General features: G+C 57.8%; 11 protein-coding genes and 1 tRNA gene. 10 read left to right on the forward strand and 2 right to left on the reverse strand.

Annotation, left to right across the window (positions count from 1 at the left end):
- Positions 1 to 133: 133 nt before the first annotated feature.
- A complete protein-coding gene (locus tag ACHQGU_RS14585; RefSeq protein ID WP_395495469.1) occupies positions 134 to 2,476 on the forward strand; it encodes a glycosyltransferase in 2,343 nt (780 codons plus the stop codon).
- 183 nt (positions 2,477 to 2,659) lie between these two features.
- On the opposite strand, the gene ACHQGU_RS14590 is transcribed toward ACHQGU_RS14585, so the two are convergent.
- Positions 2,660 to 2,734: transfer RNA gene (locus ACHQGU_RS14590), tRNA-Gly, on the reverse strand.
- Between the two features lie 201 nt (positions 2,735 to 2,935).
- On the opposite strand from ACHQGU_RS14590, the gene ACHQGU_RS14595 reads away from it, so the two are divergent.
- The 9 genes from ACHQGU_RS14595 (at position 2,936) to ubiM (ending at position 11,231) form a co-directional block, all read left to right on the forward strand.
- A complete protein-coding gene (locus ACHQGU_RS14595) occupies positions 2,936 to 4,987 on the forward strand; it encodes an NAD(+) synthase (RefSeq protein WP_395495470.1) in 2,052 nt (683 codons plus the stop codon).
- Between the two features lie 70 nt (positions 4,988 to 5,057).
- Positions 5,058 to 5,654 (forward strand): imidazoleglycerol-phosphate dehydratase HisB, encoded by a 597-nt coding sequence (gene hisB / locus ACHQGU_RS14600; protein WP_043550343.1) that lies wholly within the window; start codon positions 5,058 to 5,060, stop codon positions 5,652 to 5,654.
- A 90-nt stretch (positions 5,655 to 5,744) separates the two neighbouring features.
- The gene (gene hisH, locus ACHQGU_RS14605) at positions 5,745 to 6,407 is read left to right on the forward strand and encodes an imidazole glycerol phosphate synthase subunit HisH (RefSeq protein WP_215753777.1); all 663 of its coding nucleotides are present in this window, start codon (positions 5,745 to 5,747) and stop codon (positions 6,405 to 6,407) included.
- The gene (gene hisA / locus ACHQGU_RS14610) at positions 6,400 to 7,737 is read left to right on the forward strand and encodes a 1-(5-phosphoribosyl)-5-[(5-phosphoribosylamino)methylideneamino]imidazole-4-carboxamide isomerase (protein WP_062141242.1); all 1,338 of its coding nucleotides are present in this window, start codon (positions 6,400 to 6,402) and stop codon (positions 7,735 to 7,737) included. Before hisH ends, hisA begins: the two co-directional genes overlap by 8 nt.
- A complete protein-coding gene (gene hisF, locus ACHQGU_RS14615) occupies positions 7,737 to 8,525 on the forward strand; it encodes an imidazole glycerol phosphate synthase subunit HisF (RefSeq protein ID WP_043550347.1) in 789 nt (262 codons plus the stop codon). The genes hisA and hisF overlap by 1 nt, the downstream gene beginning before the upstream one ends.
- Positions 8,522 to 9,013, forward strand: coding sequence for a phosphoribosyl-ATP diphosphatase (locus ACHQGU_RS14620; protein WP_395495471.1), 492 nt, complete (start codon positions 8,522 to 8,524; stop codon positions 9,011 to 9,013). The genes hisF and ACHQGU_RS14620 overlap by 4 nt, the downstream gene beginning before the upstream one ends.
- Positions 9,014 to 9,016: 3 nt before the next feature.
- Entirely contained in the window at positions 9,017 to 9,391 is a 375-nt protein-coding gene (locus tag ACHQGU_RS14625) for a histidine triad nucleotide-binding protein (RefSeq protein WP_395495472.1), read from the forward strand.
- 42 nt (positions 9,392 to 9,433) lie between these two features.
- Complete coding sequence (locus tag ACHQGU_RS14630; protein ID WP_062141240.1) at positions 9,434 to 10,024, forward strand: nitroreductase; 591 nt, start codon at positions 9,434 to 9,436, stop codon at positions 10,022 to 10,024.
- Positions 10,025 to 10,028: 4 nt separating this feature from the next.
- Positions 10,029 to 11,231 carry a 5-demethoxyubiquinol-8 5-hydroxylase UbiM gene (gene ubiM, locus ACHQGU_RS14635; RefSeq protein ID WP_062273131.1) on the forward strand — a complete coding sequence of 401 codons (1,203 nt, stop codon included), beginning with the start codon at positions 10,029 to 10,031 and terminating at the stop codon, positions 11,229 to 11,231.
- A 58-nt stretch (positions 11,232 to 11,289) separates the two neighbouring features.
- On the opposite strand, the gene ACHQGU_RS14640 is transcribed toward ubiM, so the two are convergent.
- A complete protein-coding gene (locus tag ACHQGU_RS14640; RefSeq protein ID WP_395495473.1) occupies positions 11,290 to 11,757 on the reverse strand; it encodes a DUF4186 domain-containing protein in 468 nt (155 codons plus the stop codon).
- Between the last annotated feature and the right edge of the window lies 1 nt (position 11,758).

Raw genomic sequence — 11,758 nt, forward strand, 5'->3', positions numbered from 1 at the left:
ACAGTTATTGTTTCTCAATACAAAACAAGAAAAAACGTCTCTAAAGGCCAATCTGGACGCGGAAAGAACCCGTCTCGAAACTGAAAATAGCACACTACACGCGTATGCCACATTCTGGCGTAACCATGCTCTCGTGCTCAGAGAGGCCAACACAGCACTCTCTGCATCCCTCTCTCGGGCACTTTTACATTTCCATCGTAACGCGGAAGTCTGGGCAGTATTCTCTCAGGAAGTCAGGAGCCGTGCAGAAGGGCTGAATGCTCTACGTGATTTCCTTTCCACACCAGCAGGCTTCCTCCGCTCTCTGGCCCGTACGATGGTCCGTGGCTCCATGGCCCCTTTTGTGCCGGACCTGCCGACCCCGCCAGACCTCACAGAACCAGACATTACCATCCCGCCGCCGGTAATGTCAGAGCAACCTGAACCACCCGCTCTGACCGACGCCATGATAACGGACTCGAGCATACCTCTTCCCTCCGTGCAGGCTGACCACACATCAGCTCTTCAGCCTGTCACACTGCGCAACCCGCGTCACAAGGTGCTGTTTGTTGCTGGTGAGCCGGAGTCCCCCGGCGTGCAGTATCGCTGCATTCGGAATGCTGCTGCCTGTCTGCGGGCGGGACATGAGGCACGCTGGAAACCGTGCGCAGACGTCAACCCGGATGATTTGAGCTGGGCGGATATCGTCATTCTGTGGCGCGTAGAATTCAGTGGGCATGTCGATATTCTGCTGCAACTGGCGCGGGAAAATGGGGCTGGCATCATTTTCGATACCGATGACATTACGTTCCTGCCGCATCTGGCGCGGTTTGATATTATTGATGGTATCCGCAGTATTGGTGCGACAGAACAGCGTATTGAAACTGTTTTCACAGAAATGCGCCGCACCATGATGCGTTCTGATCTGTGCATAGCCCCTACCGATACCCTTGCAGGCCTGATGCGCATCAATAAACCGCTGACCTATACTGTTCCTAATACCTTTGATTCGGACTCTCTGCGACGCAGCCGGATGGCCATGCGTAAAAAGCACTGGATTGGGTCAGACGGTTTTGTTCGCATTGGCTATGCCACGGGCTCCCGCACGCATCAGCGCGATTTTGCCCGCGTTGCCGGAATTCTGGCAAAACTGATGCTGGAGCGGGCAGACCTGCGGCTGGTTCTGTTTCGGGAGTCGGGCAATCACCGCCCCGTCCTGCTCATGAACGAGTTTCCGGAACTGACCCCCGTGTCGGACCAGATTGAATGGCGGGATATGGTTCCCCTGCCCGAACTGCCGGAAGAGACAGCCCGGTTTGATATCTCCATCGCACCGCTGGAAGCCGGGTCGCTCTTCTGTAACGCCAAAAGCGAACTGAAATTTTTTGAGGCGGCTCTGGCAGGCGTTCCGTCCATTGTCTCCCCCACAGCACCATTCCGTCAGTGCATTGTGGATGGTATCAGTGGCTTTCTGGCGGATACGCCGGAAGAATGGGAAACCGCCCTGCGCACGCTTCTGGAAAATCCAGACTTACGTCGCCGTATGGCAGACGCAGCCTATCATGGATCTCTGTGGTATTTCGGGCCGCAACGCCAGGCGCTGGTATTTGACAGTATTTTTGAAGGACTCGGCGGGGAGCAGGCCGCCGCCCGTGCCTCCGAACTTCAGATTGCCCGTGGCGCTTATCGCAGCAAAGGTCTGCCGGATGTCCCCCCACATGAGGTCCTGTTCCATCAGGATAGAATGGACGAAGCTGCTATTACCGTAATCATCACGTCCTATAATTATGAAGCTTTCATTCTGGAAGCACTGGAGTCCGTTCGGGCGCAGACCATTGATCTGCTGGATCTGGTCGTGGTGGATGATGGCTCATCAGACGACTCGATTGCTCTGATTGCGGCCTGGATGACGCAGCATAGCGCCCGCTTTAACCGGCTCATTCTGCTGAAAACAACTGTGAATGCGGGGCTCGGTGGGGCACGCAACTGTGGCGTGACACATGCGGAAACGTCTTTCTTCCTGCCTCTGGATGCCGATAACCGCCTGTTGCCGGACGCCTGTGCATCTCTGCTGGCAGCTACGAACGAGATGACAGCCTACGCCTACCCCATTCTGGAACAGTTTGGAGAGCCAACACGCCATAAGGTGTTGGGCGACAAACCCTACCACCCCATGCAGTTGGTTGCCGGCAACTATATTGATGCCATGGCGCTTGTTGCAAAATGGGCCTGGGCGGCTGCGGGAGGCTATTATGTCAGCCGCTCCGCGATGGGCTGGGAAGATTACGATCTGTGGTGTTCTTTTGCGGAACTTGGCTTACAGGGCACGCATGTTCCGGAAATTCTTGCAGAATACCGGGTGCATCGCACCTCCATGACCAGCAGCGTAACCGAGCAGGACGCCCATAAGCAGCGCGTGGTGGAGCTTGTTGAAAGCCGTCACGGCTGGATCAAACTGGTGCAGAAAGCCGCCAAAGAGCGCGAAAAGGTTTCATAAACCTTCAGCTGAAAGCATCGTTTTCCTGTGGCACCCCTTGTGGTGCCACACCTTTTTTCCGCCCAGTCATGTGGGTAAAACAAAGCTTCAGACTTCTTACATTTCAGAACCGCCGAGGCCCAAAACGCAAAAAAGGTCGCTTGCGCGACCTTGATGCATACCACTCAAATTTTCTTGAAAATTTGGAGCGGGCGATGGGATTCGAACCCACGACCCCAACCTTGGCAAGGTTGTGCTCTACCCCTGAGCTACGCCCGCATCGGATGGCCTCCTTCTAAGGGGGTTCGACAAAACGCGCAAGAGGGTTTTTTATATTTTTTTCGTTTATTTTGAATGACCTCTCCACCCCTCAGCGCCAAGCATGCCGGAAGCCCGGAAAGTCCTTGTGTTGGCGCGGGTCCACTTCTCTGCAATCATGGTCTGAGCTCTCTTTCCCATCAGCATAAAGGATGGAACGCGTTGTCGGCTTCCGCATTTCACGCGCTGTATCATCAGGGCTTTGCCCGTGTTGCGGCCTGCACAGTCCCCGTTGCGCTGGCGGACCCGGCCACAAACGCGCAGCGCACGCTGGAAGCTGCCCAGACCTGCGGGGAGAATGGCGCGGTGCTGTGCGTGTTCCCGGAACTGGGACTGTCTGGTTATGCCATTGACGACCTCCGCCAGCAGGAAGCCCTGCTCAACGGCGTCGAGCAGGCGATTACTGATCTGGCCGCAGCGTCTGCTGACCTGCTGCCCATTCTGGTCGTGGGTGCGCCCCTACGGCATGACAATGCTCTTTATAACTGCGCCGTTGTCATCCACCGGGGCACCGTGCAGGGCATTGTCCCCAAAAGCTACCTACCGAATTATCGCGAGTTTTATGAAGCCCGGCATTTCAGACCCGGCGTGGCCATACAGGGCCAGACACTGCGGCTGAACGGTGCGGTTATCCCATTCGGGACCGATCTGCTGTTTGAAGCGGAAGACGTGCCCGGCTTCTGCCTTGCGCTCGAACTCTGTGAAGATCTCTGGGTGCCTGCACCGCCCGGCACACTGGCCGCCCTCGCTGGCGCCACCATTCTGGCCAACCCCTCTGCCAGTGACATAACGGTGGGCAAAGCCGAAACCCGCACCCTGCTCTGCCGTGCGCAGTCCGCCCGCTGTGTCGCCGCGTATCTTTATGCCGCTGCCGGAGAAGGCGAATCTACCAACGACGTCGCATGGGACGGACAGATCGCCATTTTTGAAAATGGTGAGGTGCTGGCCCAAAGTGAGCGCTTCCCCTCCGGTTCTCAGCATGTCGTAGCAGATATTGACCTCACCCTGCTCCGGCAGGAACGCCTGCGCATGGGCACATTTGCCGCCAACGCCAGTGCCATGCAGGCCCATGCTCCTGCGTGGCGGCGCATCCGCTGCACGCTCACGCCCCCTATGGCAGACATAGGCCTGCGTCGCCCGCTTTCCCGCTTCCCCTTTGTGCCCAATGATGCAGACCGACTGGCACAAGATTGCTTTGAGGCCTTTACCATTCAGGTTTCCGCCCTCAAGCAACGGCTCCGCACCAGTGGCGTCAAACGGATGGTCATTGGTATTTCCGGCGGCCTCGACTCCACACAGGCGCTTCTGGTGGCCGTGCGGGCTGCGGATGAGTTAGGCTGGCCCCGCAGCGCTGTGCTGGGCTACACCATGCCCGGCTTTGGCACGACGGAGAAAACGCTGGCCAGCGCACAGGCCCTGATGACGGCCCTCGGCACCGGGAATGAGGTGCTGGACATCCGCCCCGCCGCCTCGCTCATGCTGCGCGAAATCAAGCACCCGTTTGCGCAGGGCGAACCGGTGCATGACATCACGTTTGAGAACGTGCAGGCAGGCCTGCGGACGGACTTCCTGTTCCGTCTGGCCAACCAGCATCAGGGGATGGTGATTGGCACCGGCGATCTCTCCGAGCTGGCTCTGGGCTGGTGCACCTACGGCGTGGGGGACCAGATGGCGCATTACAATGTGAATGCCGGTCTGCCCAAAACACTCATCCAGCACATTATCCGCTGGGCCATTGCCTCCGGCCACTTCTCGCCTGACGTAACACCTCTGCTTTCCACCATTCTGGCGACAGAAATCTCGCCGGAACTGGTGCCTGTGGGAGAAAACGGACCGCAAAGCACGGAAGACATTATCGGCCCCTATGCGCTGCATGACTTCACCCTGTTTTACGTCCTGCGCTACGGCTTTACGCCCTCGCGCATTGCCTTCATGGCCGACCAGGTCTGGCGCGATGCGTCCATTGGCAACTGGCCTCCCGGCTTTTTAGAGCAGGACCGTAAGGCGTATGATCTGCCAACCATCCGCCACTGGCTGCACATCTTCCTGCGTCGTTTTTTTGGCACCAGCCAGTTCAAACGCTCCGCGATGCCCAACGGCCCGAAGGTAATGGCGGGCGGCAGCCTCTCCCCGCGCGGGGACTGGCGTGCACCCTCCGATGGCAATGCCACCCTGTGGCTTGCGGAACTGGACCGGAATGTTCCGAAAAGCTGACGATCTTTCCCACTTCCCGCCCCGTGCCTGATGGTATCGGGGCGCGTCTTCCGTTATAAAGCACCCCACCATGAGCACAGCACGCCAAGCCACCCTTCATCGCGTTACCAGCGAAACCGATATTGCCGTCACTCTTGATCTGGATGGATCAGGACAGGCCAACATTGATACGGGCATTGGTTTTTTTGACCATATGCTGACAGCACTGGCCAAGCATGGCCTGCTGGATCTGACCGTTATCGTGAAGGGCGACCTGCATATTGATGGCCACCATACGGTGGAAGATACCGGTATTGCGATCGGCCAGGCCCTGCGGCAGGCGCTGGGTGACAAGCGCGGCGTGCGCCGGTTTGGCCATGCGCTGGTCCCGCTGGATGAAGCCCTGTGTGAAGCAGTTGTGGACCTTTCCGGCCGCCCGTTTCTGGCATGGGACGCCACGTTTGACCGTGACCGTATTGGTGAGCTGGATACGGAACTGGTGGAAGAATTCTTCCGCGCCTTTGCCATGTCCGGCATGCTGACCCTGCATCTGACACAAAAAGCCGGCAAGAACTGCCACCATATTGCCGAAGCCGCGTTCAAGGCGTTAGCACGCGCCCTCCGTATGGCCGTGGAACCAGACCCACGGGCGCAGGGCAGCATTCCCTCCACCAAGGGTGTGCTATAAGTCTCGTCGACAGTTTTCTTCCCCGAACCTCATTCTGCTCAGGCATCGGGGAAAACCGGTTCCTGATACGAACCAGAAGTGCGAGGTCCCATGACCCAGTCTCTCTCCATCGCCGTTGTTGATTATGAAGGCGGCAATCTGGCCTCTGCAGCCCGCGCGGCAGCCCGCGCGGCAGAGCTTTCGGGCATTGCGGCCACTGTCAGCATCACCAATTCCCCTGCTGATGTCCGTGCTGCGGACCGTATCATTCTGCCGGGTCAGGGAGCCTTTGCGGACTGTGCCCGCGGGCTCGAGTCCATCACCGGTCTGAAAGACGCCATTCTCACCGCAACCCGATCCGGCACGCCTTTTCTGGGAATATGCGTCGGCATGCAGCTCATGGCCGAACGCGGGCTGGAACACGGCACCACAGAAGGCTTTGGCTGGATTGCGGGCGAGATTGCTCCCATGGATGCCCCCGGCCTGCGTATGCCGCAAATGGGCTGGAATGAGCTGAACTTCAGCCATCCTCATCCGCTAACAGAGGGGCTCGGCGCCGCGCCGCATGGCTATTTTGTGCATTCCTACGCGCTGAGAAACACAAAGCCGGAAACCCTGATTGCCACCACAGACTATGGCGGCCCCGTTCCAGCCATTGTGTGCAATGGGAATGTGGCAGGCACGCAGTTCCACGTTGAGAAAAGCCAGACTGTCGGCTTGCAGATTCTGGCTAATTTCCTGGCCTGGACCCCGGAAACCCTTTGCGATGTCTAAGAGTAAACTCGTCCAGCGCGTTTTGTCCCTGACGGAAGATGACCTTCAGGCCCTGTGTGAAGCCGCCGACGCCGCCATTCTGGATGGTGGGGGCTTTGGCTGGGTGCAGCCTCAGGGCCGGCAGGTTCTGGAGCGCTACTTCAAAGGGCTGCTTCTGGTGCCCGAACGCATGCTGTTTGTGGTGCGTCTGAAAGGTGAAATTGTTGGCTGTGCCCAGCTTGTCCGGGCTCCGCGCAATAATGAATGTCAGGCCATGTGCATCACCCTGATGCACCTGTTTGTCGCACCCTACGCCCGTAATCGCGGCCTTGGCTCTGCCCTGCTGCATGAGGTGGAAAATGCCGCCCGCAGCATGGGCTTCCGTGTGATGAACATGGATGTGCCGGACACACAGACGGCGGCCATCAATCTGTTCCAGAAAGCGGGCTTCCAGCACTGGGGCACGCACCCGCACTTTGCGCGAATGGGAGACCAGACCGTGAGTGGGCTGTTCTTCACCAAACTTCTTGATACCGTGCGCTCTGCCCCCGTGGAGCCTTCCTTCTCCCCTCAGGTTGAAACACCGGACATGATTGCATCTTCTCCCGCTTCCTCCCGCCCGCTCACTCTCTACCCGGCCATTGATCTGAAGGACGGAGCCTGTGTGCGCCTGCGCCGTGGAGAAATGGATGATGCTACCGTCTATTCGGATGACCCGGCAGCACAGGCCCGGGCATGGTGTGATGCCGGGTTTAAATGGCTGCACGCGGTTGACCTGAACGGTGCCTTTGCAGGCCAGTCGGCCAACGCTCCGGCGGTGCAGGCCATTCTGAACGCCGCCACGGTGCCCATGCAGCTGGGCGGCGGCCTGCGGGATATGAAGGCCATTTCCTCCTGGCTGGAAGCTGGCGTGACCCGCGTTATTCTTGGCTCCGTGGCCGTAAAAAACCCGGCGCTGGTCAAGGAAGCCTGCCGTGCCTTCCCCGGCCGGATTGTGGCGGGGATTGATGCGCGCTCCGGCCATGTCGCCACCGAAGGCTGGGCCGAAGTATCTGACATGCAGGCAACCGAACTCGCCCTGCGGATGCAGGAAGCGGGTGTGGCTTCTATTATTTTCACGGAAATCAGCCGTGATGGTATGCTGGATGGTCTCGACATTGAGCAAACCGTAACACTTGCCAACACGGTTTCCGTGCCGGTTATCGCCAGTGGCGGTGTAGGCAATCTGGAGCATCTGGCTGCTCTGCGGAAAGCGGCGGATGATGCCCCGGGCATTGAAGGCGTTATTGTAGGCCGGGCGTTGTATGATGGCCGGGTCTCTCCCGCTGAGGCGCTGAAGGTTCTCGCCTGATGCTGAAACTCCGCGTTATCCCCTGTCTGGACGTCAAGAATGGTCGCGTTGTGAAAGGCGTGAACTTTGTTGAGCTGCGCGATGCCGGAGACCCTGTCGAGCAGGCCGCTCTGTACGACGCCGCAGGCGCTGATGAACTGACCTTTCTGGATATCACCGCCAGCCATGAAAACCGTGACACCATTCTGGATGTTGTCAGCCGCACGGCAGAACGGATTTTCCTGCCGCTGACAGTCGGTGGCGGTGTGCGCACGACGGATGACATGCGCCGCCTGCTGCTGGCCGGGGCCGATAAATGCGCCATGAATTCGGCAGCCGTTTCCCGCCCGGACCTGATTAATGAAGCTGCGCAGAAGTTTGGCAGTCAATGTGTGGTTGTTGGCGTAGACGCGCGGCAAACCACGGCTGGTAAGTGGGAAGTCTATACCCACGGTGGCCGCACCCCTACGGGGCGGGACGTCATTGACTGGTGCAGGGAAGTGGCGGAACGTGGAGCAGGCGAAATTCTGCTGACCTCCATGGACCGGGACGGCACACGCTCAGGTTTTGATCTGTCCTTGCTGAAAGCCGCAACACAGGCCGTCAGGCTCCCGATTGTCGCCTCTGGCGGCGTGGGCGAACTAAAGCATTTTGTGGAAGGTGCCGAGGCCGGGGCGACCGGGCTTCTGGCTGCCAGTGTCTTCCACTTTGGCCAGTTTACTGTGTCTCAGGTTAAAACCGCGCTGGCCGAAGCCGGTCTGCCCGTACGCCCCAATCCCTCACCTTTTCAGGCAAAGTCACGCACATGACCAAAAAAGCCAGCACGAAGGCTACAGCCAAAGCAACTCCGAAAACTCAGTCAAAAGCCACGCCCAAAAGCAGTGTGAAAAAAGAGGCTGTGGCCAAAAAGACCGAAAAAGCCAAAGAGGTTCTGGAAGATAAACTCTCCCAGTCCGCTGATGAGACCGTGCTGGACCGGCTTTACACGGTTGTGCAGAGCCGCAAGGGCACAGACCCCAGCCTGAGCCACTCTGCCCGCCTGCTCTCCCGTGGCACCTACAAGATTGCCCAGAAGTTTGGTGAAGAAGCTGTTGAGTGCCTGATTGAAGCCGTTGCTGGCCGCAAGGATCTTCTGGTTGGGGAAAGTGCAGATGTGCTTTACCACCTTATTGTTTTGTGGGTTGATGCCGGTGTGACACCAGAAGAAGTCTGGGCAGAACTACGCCGCCGGGAAGGCACAAGCGGCATTACGGAAAAAGCCTCTCGTCCTAAAGAAATTTTGTCAAAAAAGGGATAAGTCATGGCTGTCAAAGGAACAGGGCCTTACAACCCGGGAAACATTTTTGCTAAAATCCTGCGCGGAGATATTCCGTGCAAAAAGGTTTTTGAAAATGAATGGGTTCTGGCCTTTCAGGACATTGCGCCCAAAGCCGCTGTACATATTCTGATCATTCCAAAAAAACCTTATGTCTCTTTTATCGATTTTACGAAAACAGCTTCCGAGGATGAGATTGCCGGCGTCATGAAAGCCGCTGGAAAAATTGCCTCCGAACTTGGGCTGGATGAGAGCGGGTATCGGGTGATTACCAACGCCGGTGAAAATAGCGGGCAGGAAGTGCCGCATTTCCATCTGCATCTTCTTGGTGGCCAGCCCCTGCCGCCCTTCCCTGTCTGAGCAGGCTTCTCTCTTCAGTTTTTTGAAACAGGACCTTCGATCATGACACCCATGGACATGCTTCTGACCCGCGCTTCCACAGACCATCTGGCAGAACCCGCGCCGTCAGACGCTCAGCTTTCCGAAATTCTGGCCGCTGCCATGCGGGCACCAGACCATGGTAAGCTGCGTCCGTGGCGGTATGTGGTGATCCGGGATGAGGCGCGGCCTGTTCTGGCTGAACGCATTGTCGCCAGCATGAAGCGGATGGATGCCGAAGCTCCTGAGTTTAAAATTGAAAAGCGTCGCAAACGTTTTTCCACCATGCCGCTTATTCTCGCACTCGGCATGCATCTGCGCCCGGATCATAAAATTCCGTTGTGGGAGCAGGAAATGGCTGTTGCCGCTGCCGCTATGAACGTGCTGAACGCCCTGCACGCCACAGGCTTTGGCGGTGTGTGGGTGTCTGGCGATGTGGTGGACGATCCCGTTCTGGCAGCAGAACTGGGCCTGCCCGCTCCGCACCGGCTGGCCGGCTTCCTGTTTATCGGCACGCCGGAAGGCGAACAGCACGCTCCTAAACGGCCTGACCCGGCTGAGTTTACTGCATCATGGACTGGCAAGCCCGTTCAGTTTGCCGCAGACAGGACCTAAAGTCATGACCACACCGACACAGACAGATGTTGCCATTATCGGAGGCGGACCTGTCGGGCTGGCCACAGCGCTTTCTCTGGAGAGTGCTGGTCTGTCTGTCACGGTGCTGGAACGCGCACCGCGCACAGTCTGGGCTGAACCCTCCTTTGACGGGCGGGAAATCGCCCTGACCCATCATGCCGTGCATACTCTCCAAAGTAATGGAGCATGGGACTACATTCCCGAAACGGCTATCTGCCCGCTTCGGGAAGCTCGTGTAGAAACCGGCAAGTTTCCGCACCCACTGCGCTTTGATACAAACGGCCGTGGGGTGGATGCGCTCGGCTGGCTGGTATCCAATAACCATATCCGACGCGCACTGTTTGCGGCGGCCTCAGAACGTCCGCGTATTACGCTGCTCGGCTCCACATCTGTCGAAACCGTGCGGCAAAACCCGACGCAGGCTGTTGTCCACCACTCACACGGCCAGACGGCGGCTCAACTTGTGGTCGGCGCGGATGGCCGCTTTTCTCCCACGCGTCGTCGGGCGGGGATTGGTGCGATTATCCATGACTTCAAACGCAGTATGCTGGTGTGCCGGATGGCACATGAGTCTCCGCACCACAACATCGCAACGCAATGGTTTGATGAAGGCCAGACTGTCGCCCTGCTGCCGGTGAATGGGATGGCATCCTCGCTGGTGCTGACCCTGCCACCTGAAGACATTCAGCGCCTGCTGGATATGCCGCGCGATGCCTTTAATCAGGAAATCATGCAGCGTATTGGCAATCGTCTGGGCCAGATGCGCCTTGTCAGCACCCGCCACGCCTATCCACTGAAGGGCGTGTATGCGCACCGCTTTACGGCACGCCGTCTGGCGCTGGTAGGTGATGCTGCTGTAGGTATGCACCCAATTACCGCGCATGGCTTCAACCTCGGCCTGCGCGGGCAGGAAACACTAGCAACAGAAGTGGGCAAGGCTTTTGCAGAAACAGGGGATGCCGGAAACGCGCACGCTCTGCGCCGTTTTGAACGCCAGCACCGCATGATCACGGCGCCGCTCTTTGCGGGCACCAATAGCATCGCCACGCTTTATACGCATGATGGCGCGCCGTTCCGGCAACTTCGCCAGGCCGGTCTCCGCCTTGCAGACACGTTTACGCCGTTTAAAAACGCCGTGACAGCCTTGCTGATGGATAGGGAAGTTCAGCCGCCCAAAGCCTCCTGAGGATTTTGAAGGACTTTCTCTTTGTAAAAATTATTGTGTAGGATGCAGGTGATCAGACTTATGATCCAGCATCCTTCTTTGTCTGTTCAGGGCAACAGTTTTGCTCAGCGGCCTGCTTCTGCGCTGTATCCAGTTCGTGCTCAAGCCATCCTGCGATAACCGCCAGAACATAACGCTTCTGAAGATCTGTTAATTGTAAACCTTTTGAAAAATTATGCCATTTTTCAAGGCATGAACGGCAGCATGTACCGGTGGCATGCTGTGCAACAAAAACAGGATGTCCCTTCCAAGGCGTTTGTTTGCCATCCCGAGCCGGGTGCGCCGGAGCCAGCCGCTTTGTAATAAAATCGGCGCCATGCTCCAGCACAACCGGCAGAGTTTTTTCCTGAAGATACGATAAATCCTCTGCATTAAGATGGAATTTTCTGCGAAACGCTGATCGTGCAAGCTTCCCCCAAAGCTCAGGCGCAACGGGTGGCAATGGCTTGTCTTCACGCGTATTGAAGAGATCACCTTGAGAAGACATC

Origin of the sequence: Acetobacter sp. KSO5, assembly GCF_044094635.1 — a bacterium.
Lineage (GTDB): Bacteria > Pseudomonadota > Alphaproteobacteria > Acetobacterales > Acetobacteraceae > Acetobacter > Acetobacter cerevisiae.